General features: G+C 53.5%; 15 protein-coding genes. 8 read left to right on the forward strand and 7 right to left on the reverse strand.

The window, feature by feature from the left end; all coding sequences use genetic code 11:
• Positions 1-551 precede the first annotated feature (551 nt).
• Complete coding sequence (locus I6L74_RS18200) at positions 552-1,046, forward strand: putative pterin-binding protein (RefSeq protein ID WP_059178816.1); 495 nt, start codon at positions 552-554, stop codon at positions 1,044-1,046.
• A 16-nt stretch (positions 1,047-1,062) separates the two neighbouring features.
• Positions 1,063-3,036, forward strand: a complete 1,974-nt coding sequence (locus I6L74_RS18205; RefSeq protein ID WP_059178817.1) for a putative bifunctional diguanylate cyclase/phosphodiesterase — start codon at positions 1,063-1,065, stop codon at positions 3,034-3,036.
• Positions 3,037-3,410: 374 nt separating this feature from the next.
• On the opposite strand, the gene I6L74_RS18210 is transcribed toward I6L74_RS18205, so the two are convergent.
• Positions 3,411-3,866, reverse strand: a complete 456-nt coding sequence (locus tag I6L74_RS18210) for a hypothetical protein (RefSeq protein WP_059178818.1) — start codon at positions 3,864-3,866, stop codon at positions 3,411-3,413.
• Between the two features lie 452 nt (positions 3,867-4,318).
• On the opposite strand from I6L74_RS18210, the gene I6L74_RS18215 reads away from it, so the two are divergent.
• The 3 genes from I6L74_RS18215 to I6L74_RS18225 are packed head-to-tail and all read left to right on the forward strand — an operon-like array spanning position 4,319 to position 7,474.
• Entirely contained in the window at positions 4,319-6,958 is a 2,640-nt protein-coding gene (locus I6L74_RS18215; RefSeq protein ID WP_059178819.1) for a YdbH family protein, read from the forward strand.
• Positions 6,955-7,146 carry a YnbE family lipoprotein gene (locus tag I6L74_RS18220; RefSeq protein WP_059178820.1) on the forward strand — a complete coding sequence of 64 codons (192 nt, stop codon included), beginning with the start codon at positions 6,955-6,957 and terminating at the stop codon, positions 7,144-7,146. The genes I6L74_RS18215 and I6L74_RS18220 overlap by 4 nt, the downstream gene beginning before the upstream one ends.
• 7 nt (positions 7,147-7,153) lie before the next feature.
• Complete coding sequence (locus tag I6L74_RS18225; RefSeq protein ID WP_059178821.1) at positions 7,154-7,474, forward strand: YdbL family probable chaperone protein; 321 nt, start codon at positions 7,154-7,156, stop codon at positions 7,472-7,474.
• A 285-nt stretch (positions 7,475-7,759) separates the two neighbouring features.
• Here I6L74_RS18225 and I6L74_RS18230 read toward each other — a convergent pair whose 3' ends face one another.
• Complete coding sequence (locus I6L74_RS18230; protein ID WP_059178822.1) at positions 7,760-8,866, reverse strand: GGDEF domain-containing protein; 1,107 nt, start codon at positions 8,864-8,866, stop codon at positions 7,760-7,762.
• Between the two features lie 284 nt (positions 8,867-9,150).
• Positions 9,151-9,756: an FMN-dependent NADH-azoreductase gene (azoR, locus tag I6L74_RS18235; protein ID WP_059178823.1), complete on the reverse strand. Its 606-nt coding sequence runs from the start codon at positions 9,754-9,756 to the stop codon at positions 9,151-9,153.
• Between the two features lie 203 nt (positions 9,757-9,959).
• Here azoR and hrpA point away from each other — a divergent pair, with 203 nt between their 5' ends.
• Entirely contained in the window at positions 9,960-13,862 is a 3,903-nt protein-coding gene (hrpA, locus tag I6L74_RS18240; protein WP_059178824.1) for an ATP-dependent RNA helicase HrpA, read from the forward strand.
• A 98-nt stretch (positions 13,863-13,960) separates the two neighbouring features.
• Here hrpA and I6L74_RS18245 read toward each other — a convergent pair whose 3' ends face one another.
• Genes I6L74_RS18245 through I6L74_RS18260 form a run of 4 tightly spaced genes read right to left on the reverse strand, consistent with a single transcriptional unit; the run spans position 13,961 to position 18,792 of the window.
• Complete coding sequence (locus tag I6L74_RS18245; RefSeq protein ID WP_059178825.1) at positions 13,961-14,620, reverse strand: O-methyltransferase; 660 nt, start codon at positions 14,618-14,620, stop codon at positions 13,961-13,963.
• A gap of 11 nt (positions 14,621-14,631) precedes the next feature.
• Positions 14,632-16,014: an efflux transporter outer membrane subunit gene (locus I6L74_RS18250; protein WP_059178826.1), complete on the reverse strand. Its 1,383-nt coding sequence runs from the start codon at positions 16,012-16,014 to the stop codon at positions 14,632-14,634.
• Positions 16,014-17,093 carry an HlyD family secretion protein gene (locus I6L74_RS18255; protein ID WP_059178827.1) on the reverse strand — a complete coding sequence of 360 codons (1,080 nt, stop codon included), beginning with the start codon at positions 17,091-17,093 and terminating at the stop codon, positions 16,014-16,016. Before I6L74_RS18255 ends, I6L74_RS18250 begins: the two co-directional genes overlap by 1 nt.
• A 46-nt stretch (positions 17,094-17,139) precedes the next feature.
• The gene (locus tag I6L74_RS18260; protein WP_059178828.1) at positions 17,140-18,792 is read right to left on the reverse strand and encodes an MFS transporter; all 1,653 of its coding nucleotides are present in this window, start codon (positions 18,790-18,792) and stop codon (positions 17,140-17,142) included.
• A 211-nt stretch (positions 18,793-19,003) separates the two neighbouring features.
• Between I6L74_RS18260 and I6L74_RS18265 the strand changes: the two genes are divergently transcribed.
• Both I6L74_RS18265 and aldA read left to right on the forward strand, forming a co-directional pair.
• Positions 19,004-19,798, forward strand: a complete 795-nt coding sequence (locus I6L74_RS18265) for a YdcF family protein (protein ID WP_059178829.1) — start codon at positions 19,004-19,006, stop codon at positions 19,796-19,798.
• A 197-nt stretch (positions 19,799-19,995) separates the two neighbouring features.
• Positions 19,996-21,435, forward strand: a complete 1,440-nt coding sequence (aldA, locus tag I6L74_RS18270) for an aldehyde dehydrogenase (RefSeq protein ID WP_059178830.1) — start codon at positions 19,996-19,998, stop codon at positions 21,433-21,435.
• Positions 21,436-21,560 lie beyond the last annotated feature (125 nt).

The raw sequence follows: 21,560 nt of genomic DNA on the forward strand, positions 1-21,560 counted from the left end.
GGCAAATGCTTAGGATCTGCCCGCTTTGCGCCAAAAGAGGGTGATACCCCAGGGTGAGACAGGCCACTGAATAGTTCTGTTGCTCAGCCCGATTGTACCGGAACGGCCGACGACGAAGGCTTTACTATGAGCCAGTGAGTGGGGTGATTCAGAATCTCTGCTGTGCTACAGACCACCTATTTTATCCCCATAAGGTGGATTAATTATTCAGCCGCCGGACAAAAGTTCGGTTCATGCAAAAAACATCCATTTCAAAACCACCACGCCCTGAGCCTGCACAAACCAATTAGTCTTAGCATTTATGTGGATTTATTTGCACCGACTAAACAAATAACGTGCTTTTTGTACATATTATGATGAGAAAAGTGCACCGCAAATACCAGTACAGACCATAAGTAATCAATGTTGAAGATGGTTTTGGTGTAATGGTTTGATTTTTAAGAAAAAAATTATAAATCCTCTTAATGCATTGTTATTAGCCAAGCAGCATCTATAAATAACATAATAACTACATTATAATTCTTTAATATTCGAGAGATAGGCAGGTTAGAATGCGGTTAATTGTGATGTTGTTGAGCTTTGTGGTCTCCCTGCAGGTTTTGGCGGGTGAGCTTCCCAAACCTGTCGGGAAAGTGCTCTTAACACTCTCCGGTCATATTGAAAATACAAACGAAGAGGGTAAAGCCGTTTTCGATCTCGCCAGCCTTGAGAAACTGGGCATGGTAAGTTTTCAGACCGCCTCTCCCTGGTATAATGGGCGCACAACCTTTACGGGTATTCCACTGCAAAAGCTGATGGATTACGTCGGGGCGGAAGGTACTGTCGTTAAGGTCACTGCACTCAATGACTACACCACCGTTGTCCCTCTCAGTGATTTCAAAAAATACAATGTCATCCTTGCGTTGAAAATCAATGGGGAATACATGCGTGTCCGCGACAAAGGTCCGCTATTCATCGTGTATCCCTATGACAGCAAACCTGAACTGAATAATCAGGTCTTTTATTCAAGGTCAGCCTGGCAGGTCAGCAAAATGAGCATTGAGTAGGATTCATAAGAACAATATGAACAGAATCCTGGCTGGCATAATATTTTTCCTTTTTATATCCACCGGATATATCTCTTTTCTTGTGCATGAAAGGCAGCAAGAGTTACAGAAACTGACGCACTACGCCAGTTCGTGGTCTGCTGTACAGCTGGTCTCGGAGTATTACCGTTTCGAATCATGGCTTGGTCTTTACACTATCGATGAGACGATGACGCTCGATGATGTGCGCTTACACCTCGACATTATGCTCAGCCAGAGCGATTTAATGAAAGAAGGGGATTTGGGGCATTATATAGATAGCAATAAATCGCTTCATGACGTGGCGATAAAACTCGAAAACACACTCAATTATCTGGATGTTCATCTTGAGAAAATGAATCGCTCAGAGCTCCAGGCATATCTGAAAGAGATGTATGCGCTTGATGCACCACTGAGCCGTCTTTCATCCGGCGCGTTAAACAAAGATGTTAACCTGATTAACAACGCCAACAGCAAAATTCAAACGTTGTACACTATTTATTCCGCGACTTCTGTGCTGCTAATAATATTGAGTGCGATCCTGGGCGTGCTGATTTTTTATCAAAATAGAAATATTCTGAAGGCGCATCTTCAGGTTAAAAGCCTTGCTGAAGAGCTTCAGGAATCTAAAGAAAAACTGCAAATTCAGAATAAAAAACTGGAATATGACGTTTACCATGACCCTCTTACAAAGATGAGTAACCGACTGTTTTTCTGGGAGAATTTGAATAAAACCATCCAGATGGCAGAAAGCAATAACAGCGCTGTGACCGTGATGTTGTTTGATTTAGATAGATTCAAAGAGGTCAATGATACCTATGGGCATGATGCCGGTGATATGTTATTGCTTCAGATAGCCCATCGCCTGAGTTCGATGAGTCTTCCTCCAGATACACTTTATCGCTTAGGTGGCGATGAGTTTGCGTTACTCACAACGGGTCTGACAGAAAGCCACGCTATTTCACTCGCCCAGAAAATATGTGATTGCATTAACCAGCCTTACACGATACATAGCACGATTGTAAACATAACCACCTGTGTGGGCATTGTTAATTCAGAAAAAGAACGCCGCTCCGACTATCTCTATAAATTTGCCGATCTGGCCCTTTATGAAGCCAAAAGTGAGGGCGCAGGCAAGATTAAAGTCTTCCGCCAACGAATGTTAGACAAGCTGCAGGAAAGCAGAACCCTTGAGCACGACATGGCACTGGCAATAGTGAATAAAGAGTTCGTGGTTTATTATCAGGCGATTGTCGATTCGTACAGTTGGGAAATTTACAGCTATGAGGCCCTTATTCGTTGGATGCATCCGCTAAAGGGCCTTTTGTCGCCAGATAGCTTTATTCCTGTTGCTGAAAAAACAGGAATGATTAACGAGATGGGGAAATCGGTGCTGGAAATGGCCTGTCGGGAGGCGGCTTCCTGGGCCGTTCCGGTTAAAATTTCCGTCAATGTCTCTCCAGTGCAGCTCAGCAGCAAAGCCTTTGCCGGGGTTGTGCTTTCTATTCTGAAAGAGACTGGGCTTCCGGCCGACCGTCTGGAACTGGAAGTGACGGAATCCTCTCTCTTTATTGAGAGCACTACGCCGATGAATACCCTTAATAAGCTTAGAGCGCAGGGTGTGAAAATCTCCATCGACGATTTTGGTACGGGATACTCTTCTCTTTCCCGGCTGAGCCGACTTGCCTTCGATAAAATTAAAATAGACAAATCCTTTGTAAATTCGATATCTACACAGGAAGACGCCCTTAATATCATCAAGCTTATTACCAGCATGGCGAAATCCCTCAGTATGAAGACTGTCGCAGAAGGGGTTGAGACACAGGAACAATTGGAAAGTCTTCAGGCACTGGGCTGCGATTTAGTACAAGGCTATCTGTTTAGCAAACCTCAGCCTTTTATCGCCGGGGAAATCAAAAATGGTTTACTCTCGAACGATGCTCCTGCTCTGTTAATTGCACCGCGAGGCTGAATTCGGCAACGTTGGTTCGTCGCTGATAATGGACGCGTTTTTGTTCTCGATTCATATCCTCGGACTGCCTCAATTCGCTCTGACCCCTGATGCAGCTCATTACCCGCAGCGCGCGTAACGGCGCGCTGACGATCGCTGCTCTGAAGATGAGTTAGCCACCTGCACGGTAGATGAAACACGGCTGATTATCCCACCACTCTCGCACGTCACGTTAAACCACTGACACAGGTTGAAGCTGTGCATCGCGATCGCCTTCGCGGCCAGGTATTCTTCACGGGTTTGAACGTGTGTAAAACGTCCACCCAGAAAACCCTTGCGTCGGCTGATGCCCGGAAGTGTCGCCAAAACCCAAATGGGCTAACACAAATACCTTATTACAGCATTGGCTTCACTAATGCATTTCTGTGAAGTCCTTCTTCTAAAACACGCTGATAAATAGCATGCGGAACAATGACAGGGATTTTGGTGTTCGGGTAGATTTGCATTAAAGCCAACGTCCGATGCCTTCCATCCATGATGGTGAAAGGTGTAGTCATTTCGGGATACTCAACAACGTCATTGGCTATGTATGTTTTCACTTTATGCCAGCGGGTCGGGTGTATGTTAAACGCTTCGTCGCCCATCGACTCAAGGATCTTCAGTCCATCCGCGAATAAAATACAGCCTCCCTCATTAGCGCACACTGCGGGAAGGGTGAACTTAATTTCATTGAATTTTGGATAGGAAAAACCTTCCTCATCTTTTGGGATGCTTTCAAAGGCGTTAAAGCGATATTTGCTCATGACGGCGTTTATCATTTCCACGGGGAAACGTGCGAATAAATGCTCCATAGCTCGACCTCAATAAATTGAACATGGCTACAATCATTACATACGTGAACGAAGGTATGTAGCTCCCAAAAGTAGTGCTTGCGGGTGATTTCTGACAACCGGATCGCCGCGAATTTTCGTCGGGGTCGGGGTGTAAAACGATGAGCTGTTAAGCTCAACAGATCCCCTCTACGCGATAAATTTTGGGGCAAACTCGGGGGCAGATAGGTCTGCAGGGGCATAAAATGGGGCAGAAAAGATGCTGTCATTCTCCGCCAGTGGCGAGTAAGGAGATTATGTAATTGTATGAATATTATGTAACTTATTAAGAATGTGGATGATTAAAATTTTACTCCAGGGAGTTACAGCGTCTATCCTTACAAAAGCGTTGGCTACAATGGATTGGCTAAACATGACACAATACGGGGCAATGCAGGTTTATTTTTTTCGCAAAATCAGGATATTAACTGCCCATGAAGGGTAAATACAAAGCTGCACTAGCGCTCCTGTTACTGATCATACTGTTGCCGCTGACGCTGCTGATGACGCTCGCCCAGTGGGTTCCTACGCTTGCCGGGATCTGGCTCCCCGTCGGAACGCGAATTGCGTTCGAGCAAAGCCCACGCCTTACCCGTAACCACATTGTGATTCCCGATCTCCGCTATCTGGTCGACGATTGCGAAATCGCCCGCGTCGAGAACGCCACGCTTTCGCACCCCAGTCGCTGGAAACTTGAGGTTGGCGCGCTGGATCTCAATACGGCCTGTCTCAATAAATTGCCGCAAGCCGAGCAATCTCAGGCCGCGCCCAAAACGCTCGCCGAATGGCAATCCATGCTGCCGTATACCTGGCTCACCATCGATCGTTTGACGTTGTTGCCATGGCAACAGTGGCAGGGAAAGCTCAACGTATCATTGACGCCATCAATGCAGGAAATCACATATCAGGGCGAACAGGTCAAAGTACGCGGCAAATTACGCGGTCAAAGCCTGACCGTCAGTGAGTTCGAACTTCACCTTCCTCAGGCAGAACAGCCCATCAAGCTGGCCGGTGAATTTACTCTTCCATTAATACTGGATGGGGCTCCCGTACAGGGCCACGCGCAGGCAACGTTTAACGTGCCGCACGTTCCGTCGCTGGTGGATGCCGATCTCGACTGGGAAAACAACCGTGGGCAGTTGGTGGTGATGGCGCGGGATAACCCCGATCCGCTGCTTGATTTACCCTGGCAGCTCACCGCAGAGCAGTTAACGATCAGTGATGGGCGCTGGCACTGGGATCTCTCCGGTTTACCGCTGAGCGGGCGCGTTGGCGTCAAGGTTGAAAACTGGCGGCAGGGTCTAGAATCCGCAACGATCAGCGGTCGACTGAACATCCTGACGCAGGGTGATGCCGGTAAAGGGAATGCGGTGCTGACCCTGGGGCCGGGTAAACTCAGCATGGATAATAGCGCCATGCCGCTCCAGTTGACGGGCGAGGCCAAACAAAACGATCTGATTCTGTATGCCATTCTTCCGGCCCGGTTCACGGGCAGCCTGGTTGACCCACAGCTGACGTTTGAACCGGGCGCTCTGCTGCGCTCGCGCGGTCGAATTATTGATTCGCTGAATATCGACGAAATCCGCTGGCCGTTGGCCGGGGTTAGGCTCTCGCAAAAAGGCGTCGATGGGCGTTTGCAGGCGATCCTCAAAGCGCATGAAAACGAGATGGGTGATTTTGTGCTGCATCTCGACGGACAGGCGCACGATTTTTTGGCGGACAAAGGGCTGTGGCGTTGGCGCTACTGGGGCGACGGACATTTCACGCCGATGAATGCGCGCTGGGATGTCGCCGGGAAAGGTGAATGGCGCGACAGTTTTATCGAGTTGACCGCGTTGTCGACCGGATTCGATAAGCTTGAATACGGCACCATGCTGGTGAGCAACCCCCGGCTGGTGCTGGAGCACCCGGTACGCTGGCAGCGTGATGAAACCGATCCGCACTTTAGCGGCGCGTTATCGCTGGATGCGCAGAAAACAACGTTTTCTGGCGGAAGCGTACTTCCGCCGTCGACCCTTAAATTTAGCGTCGACGGGCGTGATCCGACGTTTTTCCAGTTCAAAGGCGACTTGCACGCGGGCGAAATTGGCCCGGTCCAGGTGAACGGTCGTTGGGATGGTGAACGCCTGCGCGGTCAGGCGTGGTGGCCTAAACAATCGCTCACGGTGTTCCAGCCGTTGGTTCCACCCGACTGGAAAATGAACCTGCGCGAGGGTGAGCTCTATGCGCAAGTGGCGTTTTCGGCGGCCGCAGGTCAGGGCTTTGAAGCGGGCGGGCACGGGGTAATGAAAAGCGGTAGCGTCTGGATGCCGGACAACCAGGTAAACGGTGTGGATTTTGTCCTGCCGTTCCGGTTTAGCGCAGGCACATGGTCTCTCGGAACACGCGGTCCCGTGACCTTACGCATCGCAGAAGTCATCAACCAGGTCACCGCCCGTAATATTACGGCCGATTTGCAGGGCGATTATCCGTGGAGCGAAGACAATCCGCTCCTGCTGACCAACGTCAGCACCGACGTACTGGGGGGAAAAATCACAATGCAGCAGTTGCGGATGCCCCAGCACGATCCGGCGCTGCTTCGGGTGCAGAATATCTCTTCCAGTGAATTAATAAGCGCAGTCAATCCGAAACAATTCACAATGTCCGGCCCGGTCAGCGGGGCGCTGCCGTTCTGGCTGGAAAACGAAAACTGGATAATCAAAGACGGCTGGTTAACCAATCCTGGCCCCATGACGTTGCGCATTGATAAAGACACGGCAGATGCCATCGTCAAAGACAATATGGCGGCGGGCGTGGCGATTAACTGGCTTCGTTATATGGAAATTTCTCGCTCGTGGACGAAAATCAATGTAGATAATTTAGGTGTCTTGACCATGCAGGCCGCAATCAGTGGTATCAGCCGTGTCGATGGCAAAAGCAATGCGGTGAATCTCAACTACACCCATGAAGAAAACATTTTCACCCTGTGGCGCAGCCTGCGCTACGGCGATAATTTACAGGCATGGCTTGAGCAACATGCGGCGTTACCTGAAGCCCGCTGTCCGACAGGCAAGGAATGTGAGGAACAACGATGAAAACGCTGACAGGCGCGCTGGGTATGGTCATTGTCTCGATGCTGACAGGCTGTACGCCGCGTATCGAAGTGGCAGCCCCCAAAGAGCCGATCACCATCAATATGAACGTCAAAATCGAACACGAAATCTATATCAAAGTGGATAAAGACGTCGAAACGCTGCTGAAATCGCGTAGCGATCTGTTCTGAGGATGCCATGAAAAAACGACTCGCAATCGGCCTTCTGGTGTTGGCAATGAGCGCTCAGGCGCAGGCGATAACGCTGAATGAAGCGCGTGCGCAGGGGCGCGTTGGGGAAACGCTGAGTGGGTATATTGCGCCGGTCCGTCAGGATCAGGAAACCCTTGCGCTGGTGAGCGAAATCAACGCCGCGCGCAGTGAAAGCTACCAAAAGTTGGCGGACAGCAACAATCTGCCGGTGGATGAAGTCGCCAAAATGGCGGGGCAAAAGCTGGTTGCCCGGGCGCAGCCGGGTGAATACGTAAAAGGCATTAACGGGAAATGGTTGAAAAAGTGATCCCCGGTCGCGCCTGGAAACCGGCTCAACAAAGTACGGCCAAAACGCCGATGACAAGGAGTTAACAGCGTAAACGGCGCTGAACCTTAAACGCCGATGCGAAAGGGTAATCGCCGCTGATAAAGGGGGAACGTCGGCAAATCCTTCGCGAAAACCTCTTAACCGCTGTGTTGATTTTTTGCGCGTAGCGGATCAAGAAATTGCCGATTAACGCTCCGATGTTGCAGTATTCGTGTTTTCTCCCTCTCCCGGGGTGAGGGGGAGTGAGGGCATCAGACGACGCGCTCAGACGGCCCAGCGATCACGTCCAGCCTCTTTGGCGCGATACAGTGCGGCATCAGCCTGAGCGATTAACTGGCTGGCGCTCATACCTGGCGTCATCCCGGCGATACCCATGCTCACCGTCACGCAATTGCTCACTTTTGAAGCGCTGTGCGCAATCGCGAAAACGCGCAACGTATCCTGAATACGCGCTGCCACCTGTTCCGCCATTTTTGCCGAACATTCGAACAGGATCACGACAAACTCCTCACCGCCATAGCGCGACACTACATCATCGGGTGTGCGTACCGACTGTTTCAGCGCCTGCGCAACGCGAGCCAGGCATTCGTCTCCCGCCTGGTGTCCGTAGGTATCGTTGTAGAGCTTGAAATAATCGACGTCGAGCATGATCAGCGAAAAGGATTTCTGCTGGCTGACGGCGTTTTCCAGGAGGCTTTCCATCGCCCGACGATTGGCCGTTTCGGTCAGAACATCCTGGTGCGCCAGGGCGTCCAGGCGCGCAATCAGCATCTGATTTTGCTGATTGCGCTGCCAGGCTTCGTCAAACCAGCGTAATAAAAGAATTCGCCCGAAAATAATAATCAGCGTAAACACCACCCAGAGCGTTGCGAAGCGGATATTCACCCCGTGATTAAGCATGATGCTGGCCACGGGAAGCGCGAGCCACAGCGGCAGCACGTAGCAGAGCAGGCCACTCAAATAATAATACAGGGCAGCAATCGCGGTGAGGATCAGAATAACGTACAGCGGCCAGGCATGCGGAAGCTGCCAGTACACAATGAACCAGACACAACACACGGACCAAATAGCACTGATAACCAGCAGCGCCGCGCCGATCCCCCGATAATGGCGCAAGGCCATTACAATCAGTATCGCCGAGAGGCTAATGATGCCCACCATCGCGATGTTGATCAGCAGGCTGGCGTGCGGCGACACCTGGTAAAAGGCGTCGATATTGTCGAACAGACTGTTACGCAGCCAAATCACCAGCGCAAAGCTGATGTTCACAAACGCCAGCCACGGCATATTCATCGCCAACCCGCGCGCCACCATGGCCTCGCGAGTCGGCCAGGACGTCAGTTCAGGTTGCGGATGATGTCGTTTTTCCATTGATTTATCGCTGCTGGAAAGAGTCTGGGCCGTCGTAAACGGATACATGTTTATGTATATACGTTACAGTGTCACTTACTGGGTCACATATCATCATGGGATACTGATATCAGTCTGGCAGCATTATTACTGGGGTCAATGTGTTAGCGTAATTTTGCCAGTGTAAACAGGATAGCCGTTTTGAGTGCGCGTGAATCGAAGGGGAAGAACAAGCAGGCGCGAGAAGTTGAACGTGAGTGCGGGAATGGAAAAACCCTCTCACCAGGCGGTGAGAGGGGGAAATCTTATGCAGCCACCAGGCTGTCGATTGCGGCTTTCGCGTCAGTCTGCGCTTTGGTTGCCACTTCTGGACCGTAGGCAATCCCTTCAGCAAACACAAAGTTCACGTCGGTGATGCCGATGAAGCCCAGGAACAGGCTCAGGTACGGTGAAACCAGGTCAGTTGGGGTATCTTTATGAATACCGCCACGGCTGGTCAGCACGATAGCGCGTTTACCTTTCACCAGGCCTTCCGGACCGTTCTCGGTGTAGCGGAAAGTCACGCCAGCACGCGCCACCAGGTCGAAGTAGTTTTTCAGCTGCGTTGGGATGTTGAAGTTGTACATCGGGGCGTTGATCACGATAACGTCGTGTGCCTGTAGCTCAGCGATCAATTCGTCAGAGAGCGTCAGCGCGTCCTGCTGACGAGGCGTCAACGGTGCATCGCTTGGACGCAGCGCACCCACCAGTTCGCCATCCAGAACAGGAATTGGCTGAGCAGCCAGATCGCGGACGGTGATTTCGTCAGCGCTGTGCTGCTGACGCCACTGCTCAACGAAATAATCAGACAGCTGACCAGACTGAGAGTACCCTGCCAGAATACTGGATTTGAGAACTAATACTTTGCTCATGGGTGATTCCTTAATTGTATTTGATTGGGGGGATTGCCCCGTTGCTTGCAGACACTTTATTCACAATCCTGTCGCAGGGATAGCGCAATATATCGAACCCAGTGTTCAGTTTTTTTGAATAAGGCGGTAGATGCCCTGATGTGGTACTCTATAGCAATCATTAAAAAGAGATTTTACCCGGCAGAGCACTGCCCCTTAACGCTATGACAGAACAACAAAAAATCACCTTCCCGATGCTTATGCAACAGCTGGATACGCTGATGTTGCGCGATAAACAGCGCTTTGCGCGCCGCCTGCATGGGGTCAAGAAGGTTAAAAATCCTGATGCACAACAGGCCATTTATCAGGAGATGGCGAAAGAGATTGAACAGGCGGCAGGGAAAGTCGTGCTGCGCGACGCGGCGCGTCCGGATATCACCTATCCGGAAAACTTGCCCGTCAGTCAGAAAAAACAGGAAATTCTCGAAGCCGTTCGCGACCACCAGGTGGTGATCGTGGCAGGGGAAACCGGTTCAGGTAAAACCACGCAGTTGCCGAAAATCTGCATGGAGTTAGGGCGCGGTGTGAAGGGCTTGATCGGCCACACCCAGCCGCGTCGTCTTGCCGCGCGTACGGTAGCGAATCGTATTGCCGAAGAGTTACAAACCGAGCCGGGCGGCTGCATCGGTTATAAAGTGCGTTTCAGCGATCATGTTAGCGATAACACCATGGTCAAGCTGATGACCGACGGTATTCTGCTGGCCGAAATCCAGCAGGATCGCCTGCTGATGCAATACGACACGATAATCATTGATGAAGCCCACGAGCGCAGTCTGAACATCGATTTTTTACTGGGCTATTTGCGTGAACTGTTACCGCGCCGCCCGGATCTGAAAATTATCATCACGTCAGCGACAATCGATCCGCAACGCTTCTCGCGCCACTTCAATAACGCGCCGATTATCGAAGTTTCCGGCCGGACATATCCGGTTGAAGTGCGCTATCGCCCAATTGTTGAAGACGCAGACGACACCGAGCGCGATCAGCTGCAGGCTATTTTCGATGCAGTTGATGAACTGGGGCGCGAAAGCCCGGGTGATATTCTCATTTTCATGAGCGGCGAGCGTGAAATTCGTGATACCGCTGATGCGCTCAGCAAGCGCGAGCTGCGCCATACCGAGATTTTGCCTCTCTACGCGCGTCTGTCGAACAGCGAGCAAAACCGCGTGTTCCAGTCGCATCATGGTCGTCGTATTGTGCTCGCGACCAACGTGGCTGAAACCTCGCTAACCGTTCCCGGCATCAAGTATGTGATCGATCCGGGTACGGCGCGTATCAGTCGCTACAGCTATCGCACCAAAGTGCAGCGCCTGCCGATTGAGCCGGTGTCGCAAGCCTCGGCTAACCAGCGTAAAGGCCGCTGCGGACGTGTCTCCGAAGGTATCTGTATTCGGTTGTATTCCGAGGACGATTTCTTGTCGCGTCCAGAATTTACCGATCCGGAAATTCTGCGCACCAACCTGGCCTCCGTTATTTTGCAGATGACCGCGCTGGGGCTGGGGGATATCGCCGCGTTTCCGTTTGTTGAAGCGCCGGATAAACGCAATATTCAGGACGGCGTGCGTCTGCTGGAAGAGTTAGGCGCTATCACCACAGACGAACAGGCCACCGCTTACAAGCTGACCCCGCAGGGCCGTCAGTTAAGCCAGTTGCCGGTCGATCCGCGTCTGGCACGTATGGTGCTGGAGGCGCAAAAACACGGCTGCGTGCGCGAGGCGATGATTATCACCTCCGCGCTCTCTATTCAGGATCCGCGCGAGCGTCCGATGGATAAAAAGCAGGCTTCCGATGAGATGCACCGTCGTTTCCAGGACAAAGAGTCGGATTTCCTCGCGTTTGTGAATCTGTGGAATTATCTCGGCGAACAGCAAAAAGCGCTGACGTCCAATGCGTTTCGTCGTCTGTGCCGGACCGAATATCTGAACTATCTGCGCGTGCGCGAGTGGCAGGATATCTATACCCAGCTGCGTCAGGTGGTCAAAGAGCTGGGGATCCCGGTCAACAGCGAACCGGCTGAATACCGTGAGATTCACGTCGCGTTGCTGACGGGGCTGTTGTCGCATATCGGTATGAAAGATGTCGATAAACAGGAGTTTACCGGCGCGCGCAATGCCCGTTTCGCGATCTTCCCCGGTTCCGGTTTATTCAAGAAACCGCCGAAATGGACCATCGTCGCGGAGCTGGTTGAAACCAGCCGCCTGTGGGGACGCATTGCCGCGCGGATCGATCCAGAATGGGTTGAACCGGTGGCACAGCATCTGCTGAAACGCTCATACAGTGAACCACACTGGGAGCGCGCACAGGGCGCGGTGATGGCGACCGAAAAGGTCACCGTTTACGGCCTGCCGGTCGTTGCTGCACGCAAGGTGAATTACAGCCAGATCGACCCGGCGCTGTCCCGTGAGCTGTTTATTCGCCACGCGCTGGTCGAAGGCGACTGGCAAACGCGTCACGCGTTTTTCCGCGAAAACCTGAAGCTGCGCGCCGAAGTCGAAGAGCTTGAGCACAAATCACGTCGCCGCGACATCCTGGTGGATGACGAAGCGTTATTCGAATTCTACGATCAGCGCATCAGCCATGATGTGGTGTCGGGCCGTCACTTCGACAGCTGGTGGAAAAACGCCAGTAAAGAGACGCCTGATTTGCTCAACTTTGAAAAGAGCATGCTGATTAAAGAGGGGGCAGAGAATGTCAGTAAACTTGACTATCCGAACTTCTGGCATCAGGGCAATCTCAAGCTGCGGCTGACCTATCAGTTTGAGCCCGGTGCGGATGCCGATGGCGTCACGGTCCATATTCCGCTGCCGCTGCTCAATCAGGTTGAAGAGAGTGGGTTCGAGTGGCAAATTCCTGGCCTGCGTCGTGAGCTGGTGATTGCGCTAATCAAATCCCTGCCTAAACCGGTGCGCCGCAATTTTGTTCCCGCGCCGAACTACGCCGAGGCGTTTTTAGGCCGCGTCACGCCGCTGGAAATGCCGCTGCTGGATGCGCTTGAGCGCGAGTTACGCCGTATGACGGGGGTGACGATTGACCGCGAATCCTGGCACTGGGATCAGGTACCCGACCATCTGAAAATTACCTTCCGGGTGGTGGATGACAAAAACAAAAAACTGAACGAAGGCCGTTCGCTGACCGAACTGAAAGATGCCCTGAAAGGCAAAGTGCAGGAGACGCTCTCTGCGGTGGCGGACGACGGTATCGAACAGAGTGGGCTGCATATCTGGAGCTTTGGCAATCTGCCGGATCATTACGAGCAAAAACGCGGCAACTATAAAGTGAAGGCGTGGCCTGCGCTGGTGGATGAACGCGACAGCGTGGCGATCAAGCTGTTTGATAATCCGCTGGAACAGCAGCAGGCGATGTGGCGCGGTCTACGCCGTTTACTGCTGTTGAATATTCCCTCGCCGATCAAATATTTGCATGAGAAACTGCCGAACAAGGCCAAGCTCGGGCTGTACTTTAACCCTTACGGCAAAGTGTTGGATCTGATTGACGACTGCATCTCCTGCGGCGTGGATAAGCTGATCGACGAGGCGGGCGGTCCGGTCTGGACGGAAGAGGGCTTTGCGACGCTGCACGAAAAAGTGCGTGCGGAGCTGAATGATACCGTAGTGACCATTGCGAAACAGGTCGAGCAGATCCTGACGGCGGTATTTAATATCAACAAACGTCTGAAAGGGCGCGTCGATATGACCATGGCGCTGGGGTTATCGGATGTTAAAGCGCAGATGAGCGGCCTGGTGTATCGCGGCTTTGTGACCGGCAACGGCTTCAAACGCCTTGGCGATACGCTGCGTTATCTGAACGCGATTGAAAAACGCCTTGAGAAGCTGGCCGTTGATCCGCATCGCGATCGCGTACAAATGCTGAAAGTCGAAAGCGTGCAGCAGGCGTGGCAGCAATGGTTTAATAAGCTGCCGCCCGGACGTCGCGACGATGAAGACGTGCAGGAGATCCGCTGGATGATCGAAGAGCTGCGCGTCAGCCTCTTTGCGCAACAGCTTGGTACGCCGTATCCGATATCCGACAAACGTATTTTGCAGGCAATGGATCAGATTACGGCGTAGTTTGCAGGCCGGGTTAGGTATCGCCGCCACCCGGCGGGTCGTAAGACGTATGTGATTAACGCCCGGTGGCGCAATGCTTACCGGGCGACAAACACGGTTCAGCTATTCACCATTGCTAGGGTAAATCCATCCCAACCCTTTATCCCCACGGTTTGCAGCGCGGTGGCCGTGAGGCGAGGGTTTTCCCCGATCATATCGATAAAACGCCGTACGCCCTGTACGCGCTCGTCATCGCTTTGCTCATTGATCACCTCACCGTCACGCACCACGTTATCCCCGATGATCACGGTGCCAGGGCGGGAGTAGCGTAGCGCCCACTCCAGATAGCCCGGATTATTGGGCTTATCGGCATCGATGAAGATCAGGTCAAAAGGGGGGATGTCGCCGAAGCCTTTCAGCGATTGCAATCCTGGCCCCTCGATAAGCTCAATCTGCGCCTGCAATCCGGCAAGGCGGATATTCTGCCTGGCGGTTTTTGCATGAACAGGGTCGGCCTCAAGGGTGATAATTTTGCCGCCAGGCTGTAACGCGCGCGCCATCCAGATTGTACTGTAAGCACCCAGAGTGCCGATCTCCAGGATGCGCTTTGCATGCGTCATCTGGACGAATAAAGCCAGCAATTGCCCCTGATTTGCCGCGACGTCATGCTCCGGCAGCCCGGCTCGTTTGTTATTTTCCAGAACGCTTTGCAGCACGGTATCCTGGGGAATAAGAGAAGAAATCATATAGTTATCTACTGCAGACCACGTTTGTTGCATAGACTGACCCCTTAGTTTTTCTCAGACCACCCCCCTCCCAGCGCCTTATACAAATCAATCTGCGCCAGCAGCAGGTTATTTTTCACCTGTACGACATTCGTTTGCACCGAGAACAGCGTGCGCTGGGCGTCCAGCACGTCCAGATAGGAGGAGTAGCCGTTGCGATAACGGTTTTGCGCGATGCGCAGCGTCTCCTGGGCCACATCCTGCTGCGCCATTAACTCCGTCAACTGCTCCTGATTGCGCGTGATAGCATCCAGGCTGTCGTTCACTTCCCGGAACGCATTGCGCACGGTTTTTTCATAGCTGTAGAGCGCCTGATTGCGCTGCGACTGCGAAATATCCACCTGTGCATTCAGGGCCTGTCGGTTGAGCAGCGGCGCAAGAATACTTCCGCCAACACTCCAGAGCTGCAGCGGATTATCCAGCAGGCCGGACAGCGTACGATCCTGTATCGATCCGCTCGCCGTCAGATTGATTGACGGCAACAGGCTGGCACGAGAGGCGGCAAGCGTGGCATCCGTCGCGATAAGCTGGCGTTCGGCTTGCACGATGTCCGGACGGCGATTCAGTAGCGAAGAGGGCAGTTGCGACGGAATCTGCAGCGGCGTGAGCGTCTCAAAGCTATCGCTGCGAACGACGGTGCCGGGGTTGTTTCCTGACAGGATGCTGAGCGCATTTTCCTGCTGCGCGATCTGATGCTGCACCTGCGGGATCTGCGCGCGCGTGGCGCGCAGTTCGGAGTCTGACTGCATCAGCTCCAGGCGCGAGCTGTAGCCCGTGTCGAACTGACGTTTTGCCAGTTTCCAGGCTTCTTCGCGGGATTTAAGCGTCGATTGTGTGACCCGCAGCTGTTCATCCAGGGATAACAACGTGATGTAACCGGACGCCACCGACGCGGCGACGGTTAAATCGGCGGCCGCGGCGGCCGCTTTCTGCGCCTCAAGCGACGCAAGTGCTGCCTGCGAGGTGCTGCGATTGACGCCCCAGATATCCACGTCATAGCTGGCGGTCAGACTGCCTTTATACAGCGAGCCGTAAACCGGTAATCCGCTGGCGGCCGACTGTGAACGCGCCCGCGTCCCGCTGATACCCGCGTCTAGCGTCGGGAAAAGGCTCCCGTCAGCGGCATAAACCCGCGCCTGGTATTCGTTCACGCGCTCGCGGGCGATCAGCACATCGCTGTTATTTTGCAACGCCTGGCTGACGTAGCGATTCAGATGATTATCGTGAAAATTACGCCACCAGACTTGTTCCGCCGGGCTGGCAGGGCCGCTGGTTTCGCGCCACTGCGCCGGGATCTGCAATGTCGGTTTCGCCGGGGCGATGTCTGCGGACTGACACCCAGCCAGCAGCGCCGCGACGATCAAACCAGCAACGGGGCGAAAAGTCATTACTTCTCCTCCCGCGTATCGATACTGACCTGCACCGACATACCCGGGCGCAACAGCGCAGACGCCTCGGGTTTGCCGAGCACTTCAATGCGCACCGGAATGCGCTGAGCGATTTTGACAAAATTCCCCGTGGCGTTGTCTGGCGTAATGGCGCTGAACTCCACGCCGGTAGCAGGGGAAATACTCTCAACACGGCCTTGATAGGCTTTGCCGTTTAACGCGTCGACGGTGAATTTCACAGGCTGTCCCACCCGCAGATCGGCAAGCTGTGTCTCTTTGATATTGGCGATCACCCAGTGCTGCGGCGGCACCAGCGTGGTGAGATGCGTTCCTGCGGTGACATAGGCGCCCAGACGCACGGCAATTTGCCCAAGCTGGCCGTCGCGCGGGGCGATGATGCGGGTGTTCTGCAAATCGATTTGCGCCAGTTCAAGCGCAGCTTTGGCGCTTTCGACATCGGCCTCCAGCGCGCCGCGATTCACAATCACGGTTTGCAAATCCTGACGGGACATCTCGAGCGTGGCTTTTGCCTGATCGATATCCGCACTGCCTTGCGCGGCACTTGCAAGGGCGGCATCACGTTCACGAATGGACAGCGATCCATCCGCCGTCAGATCGTTCACCCGCCTGAGATCGGCCTGAGTTTTCAGGCTTTGTGCGCGGGCATTTTTCAACGCCGCATCGTTGCGGGCAATCACCGCTTCGGCGCTTTTACGCTGCTGGAGGTTATTGTTGAGCGCGGCAATTTTCATCGCTAACTGCGCCTCGGCCTGATGCACGCGCTGGCGATAGATCCTGTCGTCGATTTGTAGCAGCAGATCGCCTTTCTTGACCTGCACAAAGTCCTGCACGTTGACGTCCGTGATATAGCCGTTGACCTGCGGACTAATAAATGTGGTCTGGCCACGCACGTAGGCGTTATCGGTAAATTGCGTATGGCGGGTGAACGGCGGCAGTTGCCAGGCATACAGAATCACCAGTACACCGACAATGCCAATCGCCGCAGCGGTAAAAATAGACACCACACGCAAATTATTGCGGGTATTGGCCTGTACGTTAGCGGCATCCTGCTGACTCATAACGTCTCCTGTGGTAACGCGATAAACATGGTAATGGTTCTTTCCTTTATTGGGTGCCGGTCGATTTTTTTAGCGCCAACCGCGCAGTGAGTCGCAGGCGCAGCAAACGCCACAAAATCCACAACAGCGTGGCGGTGGCGATACCCGCCGTCAGCAGATATGTATCATTGTAAGCGAGAATGTTGGCCTCAAGCGTGGTGACGGTTTGCAGCTGCGTCACGGCCTGCGTGTTGAGCAGCGCGCTGTCACCAATCAGGCTTTTGTACAGTTGGGTGTAAATTTGCAGACGCTCATTCACCAGCGGATTCAGCGTAGAGAGCTGATCGGCCAGCATGCTGGAATGGTATTTTTCGCGCCAGGTTTGAAAGGTGCCGAGAATAGCGGAACCCAACAGTCCGCCAATGTTCTGGCTCATACCAAAAAGCACCGAAAAACTGACCAGATTGCGTGGATCGGCAATCACGCCACCGATGCCTGCCAGCATCGCGGGCGCGAGGAAAAACGCGCTACCAAAGCCGAGTAAAAACTGGCTCAGCATCAGCTGATCCGGACGGGTAAGGTTATTGGACTGGCTATCGAGCAGCGAGGCGACAATCATCAGCACCAACGACGTGACAATCGGCCAGGCGAGTTTTGTCGGCTTGATGGTCAGGCAACTGGCGACTATTCCGCAGGCAATGCCGGCAAAGATTGACCACGCCAGATAGGTCATCTGTTCGTTCTGCAAACCGACATATTGCAGCCAGCCGATGACGCCAGTGTTTTGCTCCGCCAGCACGATGCGGATCAGCAGCATGATCAGTCCCAGACGCAAAATACTGCCGCTGGAGAGCCAGCGAGTATTGAGCAGCGGGTTGCTGCGGTTATGCTCAAAGACGATGGCTGACACAATCAGCACCAGTGAAAGCGCCAGTGACCAGCCGATCCACGGCGCTTCAAACCACCAGTCCAGCCGCCCGAGCGACAGCACGGCGCACAGCAGTGCCATGCCCGGGGCCAGTAAAAAGAAGGTGATGAAATCCTTTTTCTCAAAGACTTTACGCCGATCGCCAGGCGGCAGTTTTAGCGCGATCACGCAGGCAAGCGACACCAGCGCCAGACCCAGTTCAAAGAAGTACAGCCCGCGCCATTCGTCGAGCTGCAACAGTTCAGTCGAAAACAGGCGCGCAATCGGGATCGCCAGTGACGAACCGGTGATCCCAATGGTTAATGCTTTCAGGCGATGCTTCGCCGGCCACGCCTGAATCTGATAGTAAATGCCGAGCGAGCTCAGCGCGGCCGCCACCATGCCGTGCGCGGCGCGGACCATCAGGGCTGAACTGAGATCGTTGACGAACAGGTGGAAAAACGTCACCAGCACATACAGCACCAGAAAGCCTTCGGTAAACGCCCGCAGCCCATACTGCTGGCGGAATTTGACCAGCAGCAGGTTGATCGACACGTTGGTCATGACGTAGACGGCAGGGAGCCACGCGATTTCCGTCGACCAGACGGCAAACGTGCCCTGCAAATTTTGCAGATTGGCGGCCACCATGGCGTTACCCAGCGCGCCCGTCAGGCAGACCAGCAAACCCACGATCCCGTAGGCGAAACGTTTAGGTGTACTATGTAGCGGCGTTGAAGGCGAACCCAGCAGGGCGGGTTTTTCGTGAGGCTGCCACTCGCGAGGAGCATAAGGATCGCGTTGGGGCAGGCGCATAACCGGATTACCTTTGCAAAGTTCTAATAATTAGTGGGCTAATGATTCTACGTCTGACGCAAATCATAATTCAAGTGAATATGAATAATGTCTTTAAATCAAATATGTTTACAGCGTTATGGCGCTATGAGGCAGGCGGCTTTCGGAGAGATCCCCTGTTTTGACATCATGCAGGCGTTACCCTTAGGGAAAGTAATGCAAGGAGGTAGAGATGACGATGACACTTTTTCCGTGCTTACCCGAGCCGACGCTGGCGGCGATTAATACGGTTGGTGAATGGCTCGCGCAGGATGATTATCAGCCGGGAGAACCCGTCGAGGGAGTCATTCTGGCGGGGAATGCGGTGATTCCGACGATTGATGCCGCCTGCCGGGTGGCTTCAGAGCAGGGCATTCCGCTGTTGATCAGCGGGGGCATTGGCCACTCGACAACCTTTCTCTATGCCGCAACGGCACGTCACCCGCGCTACAACACCGTGCCGACGACCGGACGCGCAGAAGCCGCGATTCTGGCGGATATCGCGCGTCAGTTCTGGAACATTCCGGATGAGCGTTTGCAGGTCGAGGATCAGTCAACCAACTGCGGTGAAAACGCCCGCTTTAGCCGGGACATTTTACACCAGCATCAACCCCTGCCTGAGCGGGTGCTGGTAGTGCAAGATCCCACGATGCAGCGGCGCACCATGGCGACGTTTGCCCGGGTTTCTCGCGACGACGCTGTTGTCCCACAGTGGATAAGCCATCCGGGGGTTATCCCGCGTCTGCAAAATAGTGAAAACGGCCTGGTATTTTGCGAGGGAGGTGACGGACTGTGGCCGATTGAGCGCTATTTATCGCTGGTGCTCGGTGAGTTGCCGCGCCTGCGCGATGACGTTGACGGTTACGGACCGACGGGCCGCGATTTTATCGCTCATGTGGATATTCCTGTCGAGGTGGAGTCCGCATGGCAGATTCTACGCCACGATATGACGCTGACCGATGCGCTGATCAGCCGCTCGCTGCTGTGACATGTGCCCGTTTGCGTACCCTTTCACGCAAACGGGCACTTTATGTTGCCTGGTTGTAACTTAATTATTCTGCTGACCCGTTTCTTTTATGAGATATCTCACAAAAACAGCGCGATAGAGTAGGAATATCGCTTCTTGCTTGTAGTTTTTAACAATAAGTTTACTTGTTAAAAACAGTACAATTACAGGAGCAGGTCATGACGGTACCCGTACAACATCCTATGTATATCGATGGACAGTTTGTTGCCTGGCAAGGTGAAGCCTGGATTGATGTGATCAATCCGGCCACCGAAGAGGTCATTTCCCGAATTCCCGATGGTCACGCCGACGACGCCCGCAAAGCGATCGACGCGGCCGATCGTGCCCAACCTGCCTGGGAAGCGCTCCCGGCCATTGAACGCGCAAACTGGTTACGCAAAATCTCAGCGGGGATCCGCGAGCGGGCCAGCGAAATCAGCGCGCTGATCGTCGCCGAGGGCGGCAAAATTCAGCAACTGGCCGACGTGGAAGTGAATTTCACTGCGGACTACATCGATTATATGGCGGAATGGGCGCGTCGTTATGAGGGCGAAATCCTGCAAAGCGATCGCCCTGGCGAAAATATTCTGGTGTTTAAACGCGCGCTGGGCGTGACGACCGGCATTCTGCCGTGGAACTTCCCGTTCTTCCTGATTGCCCGTAAGCTCGCACCCGCGCTGCTGACCGGCAATACCATCGTTATCAAACCGAGCGAATTCACGCCCAATAACGCCATCGCCTTTGCCAAAATTGTGGATGACATTGGCCTGCCAAAAGGCGTGTTTAACCTGGTGCTGGGGCGGGGTGAAACTGTCGGCCAGGCGCTGGCGGGCAACCCGAAAGTCGCCATGGTCAGCATGACCGGCAGCGTGACGGCGGGTGAAAAAATCATGGCCGCCGCGTCGAAAAATATCACCAAAGTGTGTCTTGAGCTGGGGGGCAAAGCACCGGCTATCGTGATGGACGATGCCGATCTGGATTTGGCGGTCAAAGCGATTGTTGATTCTCGCGTCATCAATACCGGACAGGTGTGTAACTGCGCGGAACGCGTGTATGTGCAAAAAGGCATTTACGACCAGTTTGTAAATCGTTTGGGTGAGGCGATGAAAGCGGTGCAGTTTGGCAATCCGGCGGAACGCAATGATATCGCGATGGGGCCGCTGATCAACGCTGCTGCGCTTGAACGTGTCGAACAGAAAGTGGCGCGCGCGGTGCAGGAAGGGGCAAAAGTGGTCCTAGGGGGTCAGGCTGTTGAAGGCAAAGGCTATTACTATCCGCCAACGCTGCTGCTGGATGTACGTCAGGAGATGACCATTATGCACGAAGAAACCTTCGGTCCGGTGCTACCTGTGGTGGCATTTGATACGCTTGACGACGCGCTGACCATGGCTAACGACAGCGAATATGGTCTGACATCATCGATTTATACCCAGAATTTGAACGTGGCGATGAAAGCGATCAAAGGACTGAAATTCGGTGAGACGTACATCAACCGTGAGAACTTCGAAGCGATGCAGGGATTCCATGCGGGCTGGCGGAAATCAGGGATCGGTGGTGCGGACGGTAAACACGGTTTGAATGAGTATTTGCAGACGCAGGTGGTCTATTTGCAGTCGTGATGGGATTGCATTGAACGGTATATGGCGGTGTTGGGTATGTCTTCTCGTGAATATGCGGCCAGGTTAGCTGTTCCGTCCACTTTGCGAGTGTAGTTTCTCTGTAACTATTTAACCTGTGAACGTGC

Source organism: Lelliottia amnigena, assembly GCF_019047465.1.
Classification (GTDB): Bacteria; Pseudomonadota; Gammaproteobacteria; order Enterobacterales; family Enterobacteriaceae; genus Enterobacter; species Enterobacter amnigenus.

Coding starts and splice junctions, on each gene's coding strand:
- I6L74_RS18200 (WP_059178816.1), top strand. CDS start 552: ATGCGGTTAATTGTGATGTTGTTGAGCTTTGTGGTCTCCCTGCAGGTT.
- I6L74_RS18205 (WP_059178817.1), top strand. CDS start 1,063: ATGAACAGAATCCTGGCTGGCATAATATTTTTCCTTTTTATATCCACC.
- I6L74_RS18210 (WP_059178818.1), bottom strand. CDS start 3,866: ATGGAGCATTTATTCGCACGTTTCCCCGTGGAAATGATAAACGCCGTC.
- I6L74_RS18215 (WP_059178819.1), top strand. CDS start 4,319: ATGAAGGGTAAATACAAAGCTGCACTAGCGCTCCTGTTACTGATCATA.
- I6L74_RS18220 (WP_059178820.1), top strand. CDS start 6,955: ATGAAAACGCTGACAGGCGCGCTGGGTATGGTCATTGTCTCGATGCTG.
- I6L74_RS18225 (WP_059178821.1), top strand. CDS start 7,154: ATGAAAAAACGACTCGCAATCGGCCTTCTGGTGTTGGCAATGAGCGCT.
- I6L74_RS18230 (WP_059178822.1), bottom strand. CDS start 8,866: ATGGAAAAACGACATCATCCGCAACCTGAACTGACGTCCTGGCCGACT.
- azoR (WP_059178823.1), bottom strand. CDS start 9,756: ATGAGCAAAGTATTAGTTCTCAAATCCAGTATTCTGGCAGGGTACTCT.
- hrpA (WP_059178824.1), top strand. CDS start 9,960: ATGACAGAACAACAAAAAATCACCTTCCCGATGCTTATGCAACAGCTG.
- I6L74_RS18245 (WP_059178825.1), bottom strand. CDS start 14,620: ATGCAACAAACGTGGTCTGCAGTAGATAACTATATGATTTCTTCTCTT.
- I6L74_RS18250 (WP_059178826.1), bottom strand. CDS start 16,014: ATGACTTTTCGCCCCGTTGCTGGTTTGATCGTCGCGGCGCTGCTGGCT.
- I6L74_RS18255 (WP_059178827.1), bottom strand. CDS start 17,093: ATGAGTCAGCAGGATGCCGCTAACGTACAGGCCAATACCCGCAATAAT.
- I6L74_RS18260 (WP_059178828.1), bottom strand. CDS start 18,792: ATGCGCCTGCCCCAACGCGATCCTTATGCTCCTCGCGAGTGGCAGCCT.
- I6L74_RS18265 (WP_059178829.1), top strand. CDS start 19,004: ATGACGATGACACTTTTTCCGTGCTTACCCGAGCCGACGCTGGCGGCG.
- aldA (WP_059178830.1), top strand. CDS start 19,996: ATGACGGTACCCGTACAACATCCTATGTATATCGATGGACAGTTTGTT.